This window comes from Pseudomonas quebecensis (assembly GCF_026410085.1).
Taxonomy (GTDB): Bacteria; Pseudomonadota; Gammaproteobacteria; order Pseudomonadales; family Pseudomonadaceae; genus Aquipseudomonas; species Aquipseudomonas quebecensis.
In genome coordinates, this window is the sequence record NZ_CP112866.1 from 5,073,859 (window position 1) to 5,091,652 (window position 17,794).

The 17,794-nt window shown below is 63.2% G+C and carries 15 protein-coding genes; 12 read left to right on the forward strand and 3 right to left on the reverse strand.

Annotated features, from left to right (window positions below; translation table 11 throughout):
- The first annotated feature begins 28 nt into the window (after positions 1-28).
- From OSC50_RS23515 to OSC50_RS23570, 12 genes are all read left to right on the forward strand, one after another.
- A complete protein-coding gene (locus OSC50_RS23515; RefSeq protein WP_181081043.1) occupies positions 29-1,024 on the forward strand; it encodes a D-cysteine desulfhydrase in 996 nt (331 codons plus the stop codon).
- 201 nt (positions 1,025-1,225) lie between these two features.
- Positions 1,226-2,020 (forward strand): cystine ABC transporter substrate-binding protein, encoded by a 795-nt coding sequence (gene tcyJ, locus OSC50_RS23520; protein WP_181081044.1) that lies wholly within the window; start codon positions 1,226-1,228, stop codon positions 2,018-2,020.
- Positions 2,020-2,685 (forward strand): cystine ABC transporter permease, encoded by a 666-nt coding sequence (gene tcyL / locus OSC50_RS23525; protein WP_266245417.1) that lies wholly within the window; start codon positions 2,020-2,022, stop codon positions 2,683-2,685. The genes tcyJ and tcyL overlap by 1 nt, the downstream gene beginning before the upstream one ends.
- 3 nt (positions 2,686-2,688) lie before the next feature.
- Positions 2,689-3,435 (forward strand): L-cystine ABC transporter ATP-binding protein TcyN, encoded by a 747-nt coding sequence (tcyN, locus tag OSC50_RS23530; protein WP_266245416.1) that lies wholly within the window; start codon positions 2,689-2,691, stop codon positions 3,433-3,435.
- Between the two features lie 315 nt (positions 3,436-3,750).
- Positions 3,751-4,512, forward strand: coding sequence for a hypothetical protein (locus OSC50_RS23535; RefSeq protein WP_181081047.1), 762 nt, complete (start codon positions 3,751-3,753; stop codon positions 4,510-4,512).
- Between the two features lie 185 nt (positions 4,513-4,697).
- Positions 4,698-5,939: an SfnB family sulfur acquisition oxidoreductase gene (locus OSC50_RS23540; RefSeq protein WP_181081048.1), complete on the forward strand. Its 1,242-nt coding sequence runs from the start codon at positions 4,698-4,700 to the stop codon at positions 5,937-5,939.
- A gap of 24 nt (positions 5,940-5,963) precedes the next feature.
- Complete coding sequence (locus OSC50_RS23545) at positions 5,964-7,157, forward strand: SfnB family sulfur acquisition oxidoreductase (protein WP_266245415.1); 1,194 nt, start codon at positions 5,964-5,966, stop codon at positions 7,155-7,157.
- Complete coding sequence (locus tag OSC50_RS23550) at positions 7,157-8,509, forward strand: LLM class flavin-dependent oxidoreductase (RefSeq protein ID WP_266245414.1); 1,353 nt, start codon at positions 7,157-7,159, stop codon at positions 8,507-8,509. Before OSC50_RS23545 ends, OSC50_RS23550 begins: the two co-directional genes overlap by 1 nt.
- Positions 8,510-8,565: 56 nt before the next feature.
- Entirely contained in the window at positions 8,566-9,375 is an 810-nt protein-coding gene (locus OSC50_RS23555; RefSeq protein ID WP_181081051.1) for a MetQ/NlpA family ABC transporter substrate-binding protein, read from the forward strand.
- A 2-nt stretch (positions 9,376-9,377) separates the two neighbouring features.
- A complete protein-coding gene (locus tag OSC50_RS23560) occupies positions 9,378-10,493 on the forward strand; it encodes a methionine ABC transporter ATP-binding protein (RefSeq protein WP_266245413.1) in 1,116 nt (371 codons plus the stop codon).
- The gene (locus OSC50_RS23565) at positions 10,483-11,127 is read left to right on the forward strand and encodes a methionine ABC transporter permease (protein ID WP_181081053.1); all 645 of its coding nucleotides are present in this window, start codon (positions 10,483-10,485) and stop codon (positions 11,125-11,127) included. Before OSC50_RS23560 ends, OSC50_RS23565 begins: the two co-directional genes overlap by 11 nt.
- Before the next feature lie 39 nt (positions 11,128-11,166).
- Positions 11,167-11,796 (forward strand): class I SAM-dependent methyltransferase, encoded by a 630-nt coding sequence (locus OSC50_RS23570; protein ID WP_266245412.1) that lies wholly within the window; start codon positions 11,167-11,169, stop codon positions 11,794-11,796.
- Between the two features lie 625 nt (positions 11,797-12,421).
- On the opposite strand, the gene OSC50_RS23575 is transcribed toward OSC50_RS23570, so the two are convergent.
- Genes OSC50_RS23575 through OSC50_RS23585 form a run of 3 tightly spaced genes read right to left on the reverse strand, consistent with a single transcriptional unit; the run spans position 12,422 to position 17,633 of the window.
- On the reverse strand, positions 12,422-15,487 hold the full coding sequence (locus OSC50_RS23575; protein ID WP_266245411.1) for an efflux RND transporter permease subunit: 3,066 nt from the start codon (positions 15,485-15,487) through the stop codon (positions 12,422-12,424).
- Positions 15,484-16,554, reverse strand: coding sequence for an efflux RND transporter periplasmic adaptor subunit (locus OSC50_RS23580; RefSeq protein ID WP_181081469.1), 1,071 nt, complete (start codon positions 16,552-16,554; stop codon positions 15,484-15,486). Before OSC50_RS23580 ends, OSC50_RS23575 begins: the two co-directional genes overlap by 4 nt.
- Positions 16,551-17,633 (reverse strand): efflux RND transporter periplasmic adaptor subunit, encoded by a 1,083-nt coding sequence (locus OSC50_RS23585; protein ID WP_266245410.1) that lies wholly within the window; start codon positions 17,631-17,633, stop codon positions 16,551-16,553. Before OSC50_RS23585 ends, OSC50_RS23580 begins: the two co-directional genes overlap by 4 nt.
- Positions 17,634-17,794 lie beyond the last annotated feature (161 nt).

Here is a 17,794-nt window from a genome sequence, read left to right on the forward strand (position 1 = left end):
ACCCATTACTTCGCCATCGTGTTTAACCATGATCAAACAACAGCTCGACCGTTTTAACCGCCTGGAGCTGCTGGGCGGCGCCACCGCCCTGGAAAAACTCGAACGGCTGTCGGCGTGGCTGGGCCGGGACATCTACGTCAAGCGCGACGACACCACGCCGCTGGCCATGGGCGGCAACAAGCTGCGCAAACTCGAATACCTGGCCGCCGATGCCCTCGCCCAGGGCGCTGACACTCTGGTAACGGCCGGCGCGATCCAGTCCAACCATGTGCGCCAGACCGCCGCCCTCGCCGCCAGGCTCGGCCTCGGTTGCGTCGCCCTGTTGGAAAACCCCACCGGCACCGACGATCCGAACTACCTGGGCAACGGCAATCGCCTGCTGCTGGAGTTGTTCGACGCCAAGGTGGAATTAGTGGAAAACCTCGATCATGTCGACGAGCAGCTCAACGCCCTCGCCGACCGCCTGCGCAGCAACGGCAGGAAGCCATACCTGGTGCCCATCGGTGGCTCCAACGCGTTGGGCGCGCTGGGCTACGTGCGCGCGGGGCTGGAGCTGGCCGCGCAGATTGAAGACAGCGGCATCGACTTCGCCGCCGTAGTGCTCGCCTCGGGCAGCGCCGGTACGCACAGCGGTCTGGCGCTGGCCTTGGGCGAAGTATTGCCTCAGCTGCCGGTAATCGGCGTGACCGTCTCCCGCACCGACGAAGCCCAGCGTCCCAAAGTGCAAGGCCTGGCCGAACGCACCGCCGAGCTGCTGGGCGTGGGCCTGCCCGAGGCGTTCAAGGTGATCCTGTGGGATGAATACTTCGCCCCGCGCTACGGCGAGCCGAATGCAGGCACATTGGCCGCGATCAAACTATTGGCCAGTCAGGAAGGTCTGTTGCTCGACCCGGTCTACACCGGCAAGGCCATGGCGGGTTTGCTCGACGGTATCGGGCGCCAGCGCTTTGAAGACGGGCCGATTATCTTCCTGCACACCGGCGGCGCGCCGGCGCTGTTTGCCTATGACTCGGTGTTCAACTGAGTGGGAGGGGGCTTGCCCCCTCCCACATTAGAAGCAGTTGATATTCCACAAAAGAATATGAATTTTCATTTATATTATTTTCAAGTCTTAAAAACCGGCTTTATAGTCGCGCCGCAGGCGAAGACGCGCTTCGCGCTTTAAGGCAGGATACGCCTACTGCGTCACCTGCTTCGCTCACCATAAAAAACACAGGGGCTCTTCATGACTATTTCCGCATTCCGTCGCACGTTACTGGTTGGCACGCTGGGTCTGGCACTCGGTGCCGGTTGGCTGGGCCAGGCCGTGGCCGGCGAACAATTGGCCAATATCAAGAAGGCTGGCGAGATCAAGATCGGCCTGGAAGGTACTTACCCACCCTTCAGTTTCCAGGATGAAAGCGGCAAGCTCAGCGGTTTCGAGGTGGAACTGTCCGAAGCCCTGGCCAAGCAGTTGGGCGTGAAGGTCAAGCTGCAGGCCACGCCGTGGGATGGCATCCTCGCTGCCCTGGAATCCAAGCGCCTGGATGCGGTGGTCAACCAGGTCACCATCTCTGAAGAGCGCAAGAAAAAGTACGATTTCTCCAAGCCCTACACCGTTTCCGGGATCCAGGCGCTGGTTCTGACAAAGAATGTGGACAGCATCAAGACCGCCGACGACCTGGCCGGCAAGAAAGTCGGCGTAGGCTTGGGCACCAACTACGAACAATGGCTCAAGGACAACCAACCCAAAGCCATCATCAAGACCTATAACGACGACCCGACCAAGTTCCAGGACCTGCGTATCGGCCGCATTGACGCGATCCTGATCGACCGCCTCGCCGCGCTGGAATATGCCAAAAAAGCCCCGGACACCGCCGCTGCTGGCGACGCATTCTCGCGCCAGGAGTCCGGCATTGCCCTGCGCAAGGGCGAGCCTGAACTGCTGGAGGCAGTGAACAAGGCCCTCGACCAGCTGCGCGCCGACGGCACCTTGAAGAAGCTGTCCGAGAAGTACTTCAACGCTGACGTCACTCAATAATGGAAGCAGGCTTCCAACTCGCGCTCGACTCCGCGCCCTTTCTGCTCAAGGGCGCGTATTACACGGTAATCCTGAGCCTGGGCGGCATGTTCTTCGGCCTGCTGCTGGGCTTTGGCCTGGCCTTGATGCGCCTGTCGCGCTTCTTTGCGGTACGAGGGATTGCCCGGGTCTACGTGTCGTTTTTTCGCGGTACGCCGTTGCTGGTGCAGCTGTTCCTGATCTACTACGGCTTGCCGCAAGTGGGCATCGAGCTGGATCCGATCCCGGCGGCCATGATCGGCTTCTCGCTGAACATAGCTGCCTACGCCTGTGAAATCCTGCGTGCCGCCATCGGCTCCATCGAGCGCGGCCAGTGGGAAGCCGCGGCCAGTATCGGCATGACCCGCGCGCAGACCCTGCGTCGGGCCATCCTGCCGCAGGCCATGCGCACGGCACTGCCACCGTTGGGCAACAGCTTTATTTCGCTGGTCAAGGACACGGCGCTGGCCGCTACCATTCAGGTGCCCGAGCTGTTTCGCCAGGCGCAACTGGTATCGGCGCGCACCTTCGAAATCTTCACCATGTATCTTTCCGCTGCGCTGATCTACTGGATCCTGGCCAGCATCCTGGCGCATTTTCAAAACCGCCTGGAAGCCCGGGTCAACCGGCATGACCTGGAGTCCTGAAGCATGATCGTGGTTGAAAAACTGACCAAACAATTCAACGGTCAGGTGGTGCTCGCCGGCATCGACCTGGAGGTCAAGGAAGGCGAAGTCATCGCTATCATCGGCCCCAGCGGTTCCGGCAAGACCACCTTCCTGCGTTGCCTCAACTTTCTGGAAACTCCCACCAGCGGGCGCATCAAGGTGGGCGATATCGAGATCGACGGCAGCCGGCCGATCAACCAGCAACAAAGTCTGGTACGTCGTCTGCGCCAGCATGTGGGCTTTGTGTTCCAGAGCTTCAACCTGTTCCCGCACCGCACCGCGCTGGAAAACGTGATCGAAGGCCCTACCGTGGTCAAGAAAATGCCCCACGATGCCGCGGTGGCGCTGGGCCGCAGGTTGCTGGCCCGGGTCGGGTTGGCGGGCAAGGAAGACGCCTACCCACGGCGCCTGTCCGGCGGCCAGCAACAGCGCGTGGCAATTGCCCGTGCGCTGGCCATGGAGCCGGAGGTAATCCTGTTCGACGAACCCACCTCAGCGCTGGACCCGGAGCTGGTCGGCGAAGTGCTGGCGACCATCCGCAGCCTGGCCGAAGAAAAGCGCACCATGGTCATCGTCACCCACGAAATGAGCTTTGCCCGGGATGTGGCCAACCGCGTGATCTTTTTCGATAAGGGCGTGATCGTGGAGCAAGGCGAAGCCAAGGCGCTGTTCGCCAACCCCAAGGAAGAACGCACGCGGCAGTTCCTGAGCAAGTTTCTCGCTCACTGACCCTGCCTCTTGTGGCGAGGGCCCAGCGCCCTCGCCACAGCCCGCTGTTCCTACAGGAACGCCTCGTCAAGCCGTGTAAAACGCTGCGGTTGATGCCACCGAAAACACCCTCCGCAGTCAGACCCTTCTGAATATTCTAAAACCCGCGGTTTAGCCTTTTGCCGCCATTGACGCTCCTTGGCCAACCCTCTTATCTAGGCCCCAGAGGATTGGATCCTATCCCGGCTATTTATTGAATCGTGCCTTTCAGCCCTGCCGCGCACCCGCGCCAAGGGGCCGGAACGATTGCTGCTGGCTGCATCAAGGAGATGACTTATGACTTCCACGCTCACCGCCCCAACGCTGCCCCAGGCCAACCGATATGGCATCAATGCACGGGCGGCCACTCAGTTGCAGGTTGCCATCGCGCCGTACCTCGGCATGGACGAAGGTGACCTGATCGAATTGTTCTGGAACAGCTGCTTTGCCGCCTCAAGGCGAATCACCGCCTGCAAGGTCGGCGCGCCCACACACCTGCGGGTGCCGGAAAGTTTCGTGCAGGACGGCCTGGCGCAGGTGTATTACCAGGTTATGCAGATCGGCCACGGCCCGGCGCGCTCGGCCGTGACGCAGGTGCGCGTCAAAACCAACGCCCCAGGCGGCCAGCCCGCCGCGTTATACAGCGACGAGAACCAGAACCTGGCCCCGGTCGGCCTGCCCGAGACCATCCGCCGCTACGGCGTCAACAGCCGTCAGGTGCACCGTGGCGTGCCCCTGACCATCGAGCCGTACCTGAACATGACCGCAGGCGACGCCATCACCCTGCGCTGGGGCGACGTGCGCATGGACTTGCCCAAAATACCGGCACGCGACATCGGCCGGGCCGTGCACGTGTGGGTGCCGGCCACGGTGATCGCCGAGGCCGGCGACGACTGTCGGCTCGAGGTGACGTATTGCGTGCTGGACCGCGTCGGCAACAATTCGCGCTGGGCGCCCGCGCGCACGCTGCGCATCGCCGCGTCGGCGCCGTCACGCCCGACCCGGGCCGCCACACCCTATCGCCCAAGGCCGCTAGGCTCCCCCTGCGAACCGGGGTGAATGCCTTCTATGTATATTCCTAAAAGTTAGTTTATTTAAATATTTAACAAGCTTAGGGTATATACACCGGACCACCGGACATCTCTGAATTTCTGTTTTTATTTCATTGAATGCGAGGTCGGTATGGTCAGAATTACCCCGGTGCGCAACGCCAGGGCATTGCGTGCAGCCAAGGAGCGGCGCTGATGTCTAACTTGGCTCTTACACCCCCTGTCACTCATCCGGATGTCGCGCCTCTGTTGTTGCCGGCCGTGGTGCTGCGCAACGACGCAGAAGCGCTCGACGCCGCCCGCGAGTTGGCCCAGGCCGCGCGCCTGCAGGCCGCCACGCGCGACCAGCAACGCAAACTGCCCTGGGCGCAGATCGAGCAGTTCACCCGCAGCGGGCTGGGCAGCATTTCCATTCCCCGCGAGTACGGCGGCCCGCAGGTGTCCTTTGTGACCCTGGCCGAGGTGTTCGCGATCATCAGCGCGGCCGACCCGGCGCTCGGCCAGATCCCGCAGAACCATTTCGGCATCCTGCACCTGCTGCAGAACACGGCCACCGAGCGTCAGAAAAAGCAATTGTTCCAGAGCGTGCTCGACGGCTGGCGCATCGGCAACGGCGGCCCGGAACGCGGCACCAGAAATACCCTGGAGCTCAAGGCACGCCTCACCGCCCAAGGCGACGGCTATGTCGTCAGCGGCCAGAAGTTCTACTCCACCGGCGCGCTGTTTGCCCATTGGGTCGCGATCAAGGCGCTCAACGACGACGGCAAGCAAGTCATGGCGTTTGTGCGCCGTGGCAGCGAAGGGCTGCGCATTGTGGATGACTGGTCCGGCTTCGGCCAACGCACTACCGCCAGCGGCACGGTGTTGCTCGATCAAGTCCCTGTGGACGCCGACCTGGTGGTGGACAACTGGCGCCTCGGCCAGAGCCCGAACGTCCAGGGGGCAGTCTCGCAATTGATCCAGGCCGCCATCGACGCCGGTATTGCACGCGGCGCGTTGGAAGACACCATCGCTTTCGTGCGTGAGCGCTCGCGCCCGTGGATCGACGCCAAGGTCGAACGCGCCAGCGATGACCCCTACGTGATTGCCGATATCGGCAAACTGAAAATCGAGCTGCACGCCGCCGAAGCCTTGCTGCGCAAGGCCGGCCAGGTGCTCGACCAGGTCAGCGCCGCGCCGATCACCGCGCAGTCGGCGGCACGTGCGTCGATTGCCGTGGCCGAGGCCAAGGTGCTGACCACCGAAGTGTCGCTGCTGGTCAGCGAAAAGCTCTTCGAACTGGCCGGCAGCCGCGCCACCCTCGCCGAATTCAACCTCGACCGCCACTGGCGTAACGCCCGCGTGCACACCCTGCATGACCCGGTGCGCTGGAAGTATCACGCGGTCGGCGCTTATCGCCTCAACGGCACCCTGCCCGCTCGGCACTCCTGGATTTAACCGACCAGACGTCTGGAGACCTCTATGCCTTTCTCTACCAACGTCGCGGTGATCACCAGCGACGAACAGGCCCTTGTTGTAGCCAGTGACCTGGCCGAGGACCTTCGCCGCGACAGCGCCCAGCGCGACCGCGAACGCCGTCTGCCGTGGCCCGAGCTGGACGCGTTTTCGCGCTCCGGGCTGTGGGGCATCAGTGTGCCCAAAGCCTACGGCGGTGCCGGCGTGTCCAACGTGACCCTGGCCAAGGTCATCGCGCTGATCGCCCAGGCCGATGCGTCCCTGGGACAGATTCCGCAGAACCATTTCTATGCCCTGCAAGTGCTGCGCGTAAATGGCAGCGCCGCCCAGCAACAACGTCTCTACGCCGAGGTACTCGCCGGCCAGCGTTTCGGCAATGCGCTGGCCGAACTGGGGACTAAAACAGCCCACGACCGCGTGACCTCCCTGACCCGCGACGGCGACGGTTTTCGCATCAATGGGCGCAAGTTCTACGCCACCGGCGCGCTCTACGCCCAACGCATTCCCACCTCGGTGGTGGACGAGCACGGCGTGCAGCAACTGGCCTTTGTGCCCCGCGACAGCCAGGGCCTGAATGTGATCGACGACTGGAGCGGTTTCGGCCAGCGCACCACCGGCAGTGGCTCGGTGGTGTTCGATAACGTGTGGGTCGCGGCGCAGGACGTGGTGCCGTTCCAGAGCGCCTTCGAGCGCCCGACCACCGTGGGCCCGCTGGCGCAGATCCTGCACGCCGCCATCGACACCGGCATCGCCCGCGCCGCTTTTGAAGATGCGCTGCACTTTGTGCGCACCAAGACCCGCCCGTGGATCGACGCCACCAGCGACAAGGCCAGCGAAGACCCGCTGACCCTGAAAAGCTTCGGCCACTTGAGCGTGCGTCTGCATGCCACCGAAGCTCTGTTGGAGCGCGCCGGCGAATACCTCGACCGCGCCCAGGCCGACAGCAACGCCGAACACGTCGCGGCCGCCTCGATTGCGGTGGCCGAAGTGCGCGCCTTGAGCACCGAGATTTCCCTCGCCGCCGGCAGCACCTTGTTCGAGCTGGCGGGCAGCCAGGCGACCCTGGCCGAACACGGCCTGGACCGCCACTGGCGCAACGCCAGGGTGCACACCCTGCACGACCCGGTGCGCTGGAAGTATCACGCGGTCGGCAATTACTACCTCAACGACGCCAACCCGCCACTGCGGGGGACGATCTGATGAGCAAAAAGAAAATCCTGCTCAATGCCTTCAACATGAACTGCATCGGGCACATCAACCACGGCCTGTGGAGCCATCCTCGGGACACCTCGACCCAGTACAAAACCCTCTCCTACTGGACCGATCTCGCGCAGACCCTGGAACGCGGGTTGTTCGATGGGTTGTTCATCGCCGATATCGTCGGCGTGTACGACGTCTACCAGCAATCGGTCGATGTGCCGCTCAAGGAGTCGATTCAACTGCCGGTCAACGACCCGCTGCTGCTGGTCTCGGCGATGGCGGCGGTCACCCGCCACCTGGGTTTCGGCCTGACCGCCAACCTCACTTACGAGCCGCCGTATCTGTTCGCCCGGCGCATGTCCACCCTCGATCACCTGAGCAATGGCCGGGTGGGCTGGAACATCGTCACCGGCTACCTGGACAGTGCCGCCAAGGCCATGGGCCTCACTGAACAAGTTGAGCATGACCGTCGCTACGACCAGGCCGATGAGTACCTGCAGGTGCTCTACAAGCTGTGGGAAGGCAGCTGGGAGGACGACGCGGTGCTCAACGACCCGCAGCAACGCGTCTACGCGCAGCCGGGCAAGGTGCACAAGGTCGAGCACCACGGCGAGTTCTACCAGGTGGAGGGTTACCACCTGTGCGAACCGTCGCCGCAGCGCACGCCGGTGCTGTTCCAGGCCGGCAGTTCCGAGCGCGGCCTGGCGTTCGCGGGGCAACATGCCGAATGCGTGTTCATCAGCGGGCAGAACAAAGCCGCGACCAAGGTGCAGGTCGACAAAGTGCGCGCCAGCGCGCTCAAGGCCGGACGCACCCCCGAGGACATCAAGGTGTTCATGGGTATCAATGTGATCGTCGGCGCCACCGAGGCCCTGGCCTGGGAGAAACACGCCGAGTACCTGAGCTACGCCAGCGCGGAAGCGGGCGTGGCGCACTTTTCGGCCTCCACCGGCATCGACTTTTCCCGCTACGAACTGGACGAACCGATCCAGTACGTGAAGAGCAACGCCATTCAATCGGCCACCAAAACCCTGCAAAACAACGACTGGACCCGGCGCAAGTTACTGGACCAGCACGCGCTCGGCGGGCGTTACATCACCCTGGTCGGTTCGCCCCAACAGGTGGCTGACGAGCTGGAATCGTGGATCAGCGAAACCGGCCTGGATGGCTTCAACCTCACACGCATCGTGACCCCGGAAAGCTACGTCGATTTCATCGATCTGGTGGTGCCGGAACTGCAGCGGCGCGGGTCGTACAAGACTGAATATGAGCAAGGAACGTTAAGAGAAAAAGTCTTCCAAGGCAGCGCCCGTCTACCCGAACACCACACCGGTTCCACCTACCGCCACTGAACAAAAAAATGTGGATCTGTACGTTTGTACAAATACCTTATGACTGGAAATCGACCATGAAAAAAATACTGCTCTCCCACCCAGTCAAAGCACTGGCCCTGGCCTTCGGGCTGTTCAGTTCGACGCTGTTCGCCGCCGAGGCGCCGCTGAAAGTCGGCACCACCGCAGCCTTCGCGATTCCGCTGGAAGCCGCCGTGGCCGAAGCCGGCAAGCAAGGCTTGAAGGTTGAGCTGGTGGAGTTCACCGACTGGATCGCGCCCAATGTGAGCCTGGCGGCCGGCGATATCGACGTAAATTACTTCCAGCACATCCCGTTCCTGGAAAACGCCAAGGCCGCCGCCGGGTTTGACCTGGTGCCGTACGCACCGGGGATCATCAACAACGTCGGGCTGTATTCGAAAAAGTACAAAAGCTTCAACGACCTGCCACAAGGCGCCAGCGTGGCGATCGCCAATGACCCGATCAACAGTGGCCGCGGTTTGCAATTGCTGGCCAAAGCCGGGCTGATCACCCTCAAGCCGGGCGTGGGCTACAAGGCCACTGAAGAAGACATCGTCGCCAACCCGAAAAACATCAAGATCCTGCAAGTGGAAGCCGTGCAGTTGGTGCGCGCCTATGACGATGCGGACCTGGTGCAGGGCTACCCGGCCTATATTCGCTTGTCGAAAACCTTCGATGCCGAGTCGGCCCTGCTGTTCGACGGCCTTGACCACCCCGAATACGTGATTCAGTTCGTGGTCCAGCCCAAGAGCAAAACCGACCCACGGGTGATCAAGTTCGTCGATATCTACCAGCATTCGCCGGTGGTGCGCGCCGCGCTGGATAAATCCCTCGGCAAGCTCTACCAAGTCGGTTGGGAGGGCTGAGTATGACCGCCGCCCACGCTCAACGGCGCGACCTCGCGGTGCCGCCCAGGGACGCCGAGCACACCGAATTGCATCCGGACCTGAACCGCGCCCATGTGCGCTTCATCAACCTGGGCAAGACCTACGACGGTACGGTGCATGCGCTGCAAGGCATCGACCTGGCGATCCAGCGCGGCGAAGTGTTCGGCATCATCGGCCGCAGCGGCGCCGGTAAGTCGTCGCTGATCCGCACCATCAATCGCCTGGAACAGCCCAGCAGCGGGCGCGTGCTGATTGATCAGGTGGACATCGGCGACTTCGACGAAGACCACCTAGTGGCGCTGCGGCGGCGCATCGGCATGATCTTTCAGCATTTCAACCTGATGTCGGCCAAGACCGTGTGGCAGAACGTCGAGCTGCCGCTCAAGGTGGCCGGTGTACCGAAGCTGCAGCGCGAGCAGAAGGTGCGCGAATTGCTCGAACTGGTGGGGCTGAACGACAAACACCAGGCCTACCCCGCGCAGCTCTCCGGCGGGCAGAAACAACGGGTGGGCATCGCCCGCGCGCTGGTGCATGACCCGCAGATCCTGCTGTGCGACGAGGCCACCTCGGCCCTCGACCCGGAAACCACCCAGTCGATCCTTGGCCTGCTGCGCGAGATCAACCGACGCCTGGGCCTGACCATCGTGCTGATCACCCACGAGATGGCGGTTATTCGCGAGATCTGTGACCGCGTGGTGGTGCTGGAACACGGACGCATCGTCGAGCAAGGCCCGGTGTGGCAGGTGTTCGGCGATCCGCAGCACGAGGTCAGCAAAACCCTGTTGGCGCCCCTGCAGCAAGGCTTGCCGCCGGAGCTGCAAGCGCGTCTGCAGGACCTGCCGACCTTAGCCGAGGCGGCCGTGGTGCTGCGCGTGCAATTTACCGGCAGTGCCACCGACGAACCGGACCTGGCCGCGCTGTTCAGCGCACTGGGCGGCCGTGTGCGCTTGCTGCATGGCGGCGTGGAACGCATTCAGGGCCACGCCCTGGGGCAACTGCTGCTGGCGGTGAGTGGCTCGGACCACGGCGCCGATGCCTTGCGCCAGCGCGCCGGGCGCTTTGCACAACAGGTGGAGGTATTGGGTTATGTGGCTTGATCGTTTAGTGCAGGGCGCCCTCGACACGCTGTTGATGGTCGGCGTGTCCTCGCTGATCGCCTTGCTGGTGGGGATTCCGCTGGCGGTGTTCCTGGTGACCAGCGACAAGGGCGGCATCTACCAGGCACCCGCGTTGAACCGGGCGCTCGGGGCGTTCGTCAATCTGTTCCGCTCGATTCCGTTCCTGATCCTGATGGTGGCGCTGATCCCGTTTACCCGGCTGATCGTCGGCACCACCTACGGTGTATGGGCGGCGGTGGTGCCGCTGACCATCGCCGCCACGCCGTTTTTTGCACGGATCGCCGAGGTGAGCCTGCGCGAAGTCGACCACGGCCTGATCGAAGCCGCCCAGGCCATGGGCTGCCGGCGCCGGCACATCATCTGGCATGTGCTGTTGCCTGAAGCATTGCCGGGGATCGTCGGCGGTTTCACCATCACTCTGGTAACCATGATCAATTCCTCGGCGATGGCCGGCGCAATCGGTGCCGGCGGGCTGGGCGACATCGCGTACCGCTACGGCTACCAGCGTTTCGACACGCAGATCATGCTCACGGTGATCGTGCTGCTGGTGGTGCTGGTGGCGGTGATTCAGGTGGGCGGCGATCGCCTGGCGCGGGTGTTGAACAAGCGGTGAGGTATAGTCGGGACCTTTCAGTGCCCGGTATCGCTCGCCATGACGCTCAAACCCGACGACCTCGACCAGATCACTTCCACCACCCTGGGCCACTACAACACAGTGGCCGAGGACTTTCGCGAAGGCACCCGCGACCACGATGTGAGCCAGAACATCGACGCCTTGCTGCGGCATATCCAGGGCACGCCGCCGTTTACCGTGTTGGATTTCGGCTGCGGGCCGGGTCGTGATCTACAAACGTTTAGGCGCCTGGGCCACATCGCCGTAGGGCTCGACGGCTCCGAACGTTTCGCGCAGATGGCACGCGAGGACAGCGGCTGCGAAGTGCTGCAACAAGACTTCCTCAAGCTGCAACTGCCCGCCGCGCGCTTCGACGGCATCTTCGCCAATGCGGTGCTGTTTCATATCCCCAAACAGGAATTGCCCCGGGTACTCAAGCAGCTGCATGCCGCGCTGAAACCGGGTGGCGTGCTGTTCAGCTCCAACCCGCGCGGTGACAACCAGGAAGGCTGGAACGGACCGCGCTACGGGTCGTATCACGACCTGGAGGCGTGGCAGACGTTGCTGACCAGTGCAGGGTTTGTGGAGCTGGAACATTACTACCGCCCGGCGGGGCTGCCCCGTGAGCAACAGCCTTGGTTGGCCAGCGTATGGCGCAGGCCTGAATAGCAGCCTGGCAATAAGGGGGCATGCTCCGATAGCGGTGGATCAGATGGAGCCTCCGGGAATGCAGCCCGTGACGCTCCGCGTCACCTGTGCACAGTGGCCAAAACCTGCGGCGCCTGGCGGGACGCGGAGCGTCCCAAGAGGCATTACCACGCAGAGCGTGGGAACGATCAGCGCGCGCTATTCAATCAGGCATCAGGATCGTTCCCACGCTCCCGCGTGGGAATGCAGCCGTGACGCTCCGCGTCACCTGTGCGCAATAGCTAAAACCTGCAGCGCCTGGCGGGACGCGGAGCGTCCCAAGAGGCATTCCCACGCAGAGCGTGGGAACGATCAGCGCGCGCTATTCAACCCGGCATCAAGATCGTTCCCACGCTCCCGCGTGGGAATGCAGCCCGTGACGCTCCGCGTCGCCCGTGCACGGTGGCCGAAACCTGCGGCGCCTGGCGGGACGCGGAGCGTCCCAAGAGGCATTCCCACGCAGAGCGTGGGAACGATCAGCGCGCGCCATTCAACCCGGCATCAGGATCGTTCCCACGCTCCCGCGTGGGAATGCAGCCCGTGACGCTCCGCGTCACCTGTGCGCAGTAGCCAAAACCTGCGGCGCTTGGCGGGGACTCTCACATGTTTAACGGCGTTCGTCCTGTTGCTCCTGCTTTGGCTCGCGAATCTTGTACCACGCCACATACAACGCCGGCAGGAACAGCAGCGTGAGCAAGGTGGCGATGATGATGCCGCCGATCATCGCGTACGCCATCGGCCCCCAGAACACTTCGCGGGCAATCGGGATCATGCCCAGGCTCGCCGCAGCGGCCGTGAGCAGGATCGGCCGTCGACGGTGCTCGGTGGCTTCCACCACGGCATCCCACGGCGTGTAGCCGTCGCGTTCGTAGGCATCGATCTGCGTCACCAGGATCACCGAGTTACGGATGATGATGCCGATCAACGCCAGGATGCCGAGGATCGCCACAAAGCCCATGGGCGTACCGGTGGGGATCAGCGCCAGCACCACGCCGATCAGCCCCAGCGGCGCGACACTGGCGACCAGGAACATCTTCTGCACGCTGTGCAACTGGATCATCAGGAACGTCGCCATCAAAAACAGCATCAGCGGCACCACGCTGGCGATCGGGCCCTGGGCCTTGCCGCTCTCTTCCACAGTGCCGCCGGTGGCGACCTTGTAGCCTACCGGCAGGCCGGCGCTGAACTTGTCGATCTCGGGCTTGAGCTGCTTGACCAGGTCGGTCGGCTGCATTTCGTCGCGCACCGAGGCCTTGATGGTGATGGTCGGCAAACGGTCGCGACGCCACACCAAAGGCTGCTCCAGTTCATAGCGCACGGTGGCGAAGGCCAGCAGTGGGATCGACGTGCCGTTGGGCGTGACAATCTGCAGGTTCTGCAGGGTTTCCGGCGTGCCGCGCTCGGCGTCTTCGGCGCGGCCGACCACGTTGATCAGGTAGATATCGTCATGCACCTGGGTCACCGAAGCACCGCTGACCACGCTGTTCATCAGCTGCGCGACGTCTTCGGAGGACAGGCCCAACTGCCGTGCCTTGTCCTGGGCGATGTCCACGCGCAGGACTTTGCCCGGCTCGTTCCAGTCGTAAATGATCTCGCCCAGGTGGGTGTTTTGATCCAGCAGGGTCGCCAGTTCGATGGCGTGCTTGCGAACCTGGTCGGTGTCTTTGCCGGATACGCGATACTGGATAGGCCGTCCTACGGGCGGGCCCATTTCCAGCGGCTGTACATAACTGCCGATACCGACAAAGTCGTCGCGCAGACGCTTTTGCAGGCGCGCGATCAATGCGCCACGTTCCTCCAGGCCTTTGCTGACGATCACCAACTGCGCGTAGTAGGGGTTTTCCAGTTGCTGGTCGAGGGGCAGGTAGAAACGAATCGCACCCTGGCCGATGTAAGTGCTCCAACGGGCGATGTCGGGGTCGTCCTTGATAATGGCTTCCAGACGGTCGACGGTTTTGCGTGTTTCGTTGATCGAGGCGTTCTGCGGCAGGTTGAGGTCGACCAGGATTTCCGGGCGATCCGACGAGGGGAAGAACTGGTTCTGCACGAACTGCATGGAGAACACCGACGCCACGAACAACCCCACGGTGATGCCAATGGCCCACCAGCGGTTGCGCATGGCCCACAGCATGCCGCGATTGAACCCCCGGCCGATGCGCCCAGGCTCGGCGTTATGAGGCTTAACGTTGGCGCTGAGGATATGCACGCCGATCACCGGCGCAAACAATACCGCCACCACCCACGACACCAGCATCGCCACGGCGATCACCGCGAACAGCGTGAAGGTGTACTCACCGGCCGAACTGGCGTTGAGGCCGATCGGCACAAAGCCTGCCACTGTGACCAGCGTACCGGTCAGCATCGGGAACGCAGTCGACGTGTAGGCGTAAGTGGCCGCCTGCTCCTTGGTTTCACCTTTTTCCAGGCGCGTGATCATCATCTCCACGGTGATCATCGCGTCATCTACCAACAGGCCGAGGGCAATAATCAACGCGCCCAGCGAGACGCGCTGCATGGTGATGCCGCTGTATTCCATGAACACGAACACCAGCGCCAGCACCAGCGGAATCGAACACGCCACCACCAGCCCGGCACGCAGACCGAGGCTGATAAAGCTCACCACCAGCACGATGATCACCGCCTCGAACAACGCACTAGTAAAGCCGCCCACGGCTTCTTCCACCACTTCGGCCTGGTCCGACACCTTGTGCACGCCGACACCCACCGGCAGGTCGGCGGTCAGTTCGTCCATGCGCGTGTGCAGGGCCTTGCCGAACGACTGGATATTGCCGCCCTTCTGCATGGCGATGGCCAAACCGATGGCCGGCTTGCCGTTGAAGCGAAACATCGGCCGCGCCGGGTCGACGTAGCCTCGGCTGATCTCGGCAATGTCCGCGAGGCGATAGAAACGGTCATTGAGGCGCAGATTGACGTTGGCCAGGTCTTTTTCCGAGGCGAACTGCCCCGAAGTTCGCACCGAAATCCGCTCTGGCCCGGCTTCGATCACGCCGGCCGGCGTCACGGCGTTCTGCGATTGCAGGCTTTGCACGACCTGGCGCTGGTCGACGCCCAGCGCCGCCAGTTTGCGCGTGGAGAAGTTCAGGTAAATCACTTCATCCTGTTGGCCGATCATCTCCACCTTGCCCAGCCCCGGCACCGAACGGATCTCGGCGCGTACCTGCTCGACGTAGTCACGCAACTGGCGCATCGACAGGCCGTCGCCGGTAAAGGCGTACACCGAGCCGAACACGTCACCGAACTCATCGTTGAACGACGGCCCTTGCAGGCCTTGGGGGAAGGTGCCGCGAATATCGTCGATCTTCTTGCGCACCTGGTACCAGATCTCCGGGATGGCCTTGGCGCTGGTGGTGTCCTTGAGGAATACGAACACGGTGGACTCGCCCGGTCGGGTATAGCTCTTCACGTAGTCGAGGGAGTCGAGTTCTTCGAGTTTTTTCTCAATGCGGTCGGTGACCTGCTTGAGGGTTTCTTCCTGGGTCGCGCCCGGCCAGCGGGTCTGGATTACCATAGTCTTGATGGTGAACGACGGGTCTTCTTCGCGGCCCAGGTTCATGTAGGAGAACACGCCCATCAGCAGCGCGACGAACATCAGGTACCAGACGAAGGACTGATGCTTGAGGGCCCAGTCGGATAAGTTGAAGCTGCCTTTCATCGCGGGCTGTCCTCGTCGATTTTGACTTTCTGCCCGGGCTTCAGGCTGTTCACGCCGGCGGTGACGATGCGCTCGCCGGCTTTGACGCCGCCGTTGACCAGGGCGCTGCCGCCCTCCCGGCTGATCACCGTGACATCTCGCGGTTGTACGGTCTGGGTCTGGGTGTCGAGCAGCCAGATGCGGGTCTTGCCGTCAACGTCCTGCAAGGCGCTCACCGGCAGCTCGATGCGCGGGGTGATGGCGGTGCTCAGGGTGACGCTGATGGCCGTGCCGAGGCGGAACGCGGGCGGCGTCTCGGCCAGAGTCAGACGTGCGCGACGGGTGCGCGTGGCGCTCTGGGCCTGGGGCTCGATTTCGCGCACGGTGGCGGTGGTGTGAACGCTGGGGTCCAGTTGCCCGGCGACCAGGAACACCCCATCCGGGGGCAGGCGCTCGGCCAGGCTGGCGGGAAGATCGATCACCGCTTCCTTGATGTCCGGGCGTGCCAGGGTCACCACTTGCTGGCCGGCACTGACCACCTGGCCGGCCTCGGCGTTCCAGGCGGTGACGATGCCGGCATGGTCGGTGCGCAGTTCGGCGTAGTTGAGCTGGTCCTTGGCCTGGTTGACCGAGGCCTTGGCCTGATCGAGGCTGGCCTGGGTGGTTTTCAGGTCGGTCAGCGCCACGTCCAGCTGGGCCTGGGCGCCGACGCCACGGTTGAACAGCTCCTGCTGGCGGCGGGCATTGGCCTGGGCATTGATGAACTGCGCCTGCACCCGCGCCAGGTCGCCCTGGGCTGCGCGCAACTGGTTCTGCTGGTCGGTGGGATCGAGCACGGCCAACAAGGCGCCCTTCTCCACTTCGGCGCCGACGTCCACGAGGCGACGGGCGATACGGCCGGGCACGCGAAAGCCCAGGTTACTTTCGTAACGGGCCTGGATGGTGCCGGCGAAGCGGCCGAGGTTTTCCTGGTCTTCAGCCTTCACTTGCATCGACAGCACCGGGCGCACCGGGTCGGGCGCGGGTTCTTCCTTGGAGCACGCCGCCAGTGCCAGGCCGGCGGCGAGCATGACGATCAGGCGCTTCATGGCTGGGCTCCTGGCTGGGCAATCTCGACCTGCATACCGGGGTGCAGCAACTGGCCGCCGGCCACCACGACTTTTTCGCCGCCCTTGAGGCCATCGCCGATGATGACTTTGCCAGTGAGGTAGCGGGCCACGGAGACTTTATGCAACTGCGCCTTGCCCTCGCCGTCCACCAGCCACACGGCGGGTTCGCTGAGATCTTTGGTGAGAGCCGACCACGGCAGTTCGACGCTGGCCCTGGCCGGGCCATTGGCGGTGGCGCTGACCACCGAGCCCAGCTCCATGCCTTTGGGCAGTGACTGCAGGGCAATCTTTACTTGCACGGTGCCGGTGTTGGCGGCCACCGCCGGGGTAATTTCGCGCACATTGCCTTGCACCTGAATGCTCGGGTTGTCCAGCAGGCTGACGGTGATCGGCGCGTCGGACGGTGGCTCTACCAGCAGCGATTCATACACGTTGAACACCGCATCGCGCTCGCCGTCGCGGGCCAGGCTGAAAATCGGCACAGTGGCCTGCACCACTTGGCCCACCTCGGCCTGGCGCGCCGTGATCACGCCCGGCGCATCGGCGACCAGTGCGGTGTAGCCCAGTTGCTCACGGGCATTGGCCAGTTGTGCCTGGGCCGCGGCCAGGGCGCTTTGGCTGCTGCGCAAGGCGGCCTGGGCCGAGTCGTATTCGCTGCGGCTGGTGTAGCCTTTGGGCAGGAGCTTTTCCTGGCGCACAAACGCCGCCGCTGTCTGCTTGACCCGCGCCTGTTCGGCCACGACCTGGGCCTGGGCCGAATCGACGTTGGTCTGCAGGTCTCTGGGATCGAGCCTGGCCAGCACTTGCCTGGCGCTTACGCGATCGCCCACATCCACCAGGCGCTGGATGATCTTGCCGCCCACGCGAAAGGACAGATCGGTTTGCACCCGCGCCTGGATATCCCCGGTCAGGGTGACTGCCGCGGCGAAATCCGCCGACTGCACGGTCTGCACAAACACCCGGGAATGAGCCTTGGGCTCGGTGTTTTCCTGACCGCAACCGCTCAAGAGCGCCAGCAGGCCAAGTCCGAATATGAAAGTGGAAATACGACCGCCCATGCAGTCTCCTTTTGCGTGATGCCGACGTGCCAGTGTGTATGCGACTGTCAGCTTAGATCAGGGTTCCTTATCTGCATGGGGAAGAGAGTATTGAGGTGATTTCACCGGCCTCATCGGGGCAAGCCCCCTCTCACACATTTGATGTGTGAATACATTCAAAT

Bases quoted from the DNA above. Each gene is read 5' to 3' on its own strand.
- OSC50_RS23575 (WP_266245411.1), bottom strand. From the start codon at position 15,487: ATGAAAGGCAGCTTCAACTTATCCGACTGGGCCCTCAAGCATCAGTCC.
- OSC50_RS23540 (WP_181081048.1), top strand. From the start codon at position 4,698: ATGTCTAACTTGGCTCTTACACCCCCTGTCACTCATCCGGATGTCGCG.
- OSC50_RS23570 (WP_266245412.1), top strand. From the start codon at position 11,167: ATGACGCTCAAACCCGACGACCTCGACCAGATCACTTCCACCACCCTG.
- OSC50_RS23515 (WP_181081043.1), top strand. From the start codon at position 29: ATGATCAAACAACAGCTCGACCGTTTTAACCGCCTGGAGCTGCTGGGC.
- tcyN (WP_266245416.1), top strand. From the start codon at position 2,689: ATGATCGTGGTTGAAAAACTGACCAAACAATTCAACGGTCAGGTGGTG.
- OSC50_RS23550 (WP_266245414.1), top strand. From the start codon at position 7,157: ATGAGCAAAAAGAAAATCCTGCTCAATGCCTTCAACATGAACTGCATC.
- tcyL (WP_266245417.1), top strand. From the start codon at position 2,020: ATGGAAGCAGGCTTCCAACTCGCGCTCGACTCCGCGCCCTTTCTGCTC.
- OSC50_RS23565 (WP_181081053.1), top strand. From the start codon at position 10,483: ATGTGGCTTGATCGTTTAGTGCAGGGCGCCCTCGACACGCTGTTGATG.
- OSC50_RS23535 (WP_181081047.1), top strand. From the start codon at position 3,751: ATGACTTCCACGCTCACCGCCCCAACGCTGCCCCAGGCCAACCGATAT.
- tcyJ (WP_181081044.1), top strand. From the start codon at position 1,226: ATGACTATTTCCGCATTCCGTCGCACGTTACTGGTTGGCACGCTGGGT.
- OSC50_RS23545 (WP_266245415.1), top strand. From the start codon at position 5,964: ATGCCTTTCTCTACCAACGTCGCGGTGATCACCAGCGACGAACAGGCC.
- OSC50_RS23560 (WP_266245413.1), top strand. From the start codon at position 9,378: ATGACCGCCGCCCACGCTCAACGGCGCGACCTCGCGGTGCCGCCCAGG.
- OSC50_RS23580 (WP_181081469.1), bottom strand. From the start codon at position 16,554: ATGAAGCGCCTGATCGTCATGCTCGCCGCCGGCCTGGCACTGGCGGCG.
- OSC50_RS23555 (WP_181081051.1), top strand. From the start codon at position 8,566: ATGAAAAAAATACTGCTCTCCCACCCAGTCAAAGCACTGGCCCTGGCC.
- OSC50_RS23585 (WP_266245410.1), bottom strand. From the start codon at position 17,633: ATGGGCGGTCGTATTTCCACTTTCATATTCGGACTTGGCCTGCTGGCG.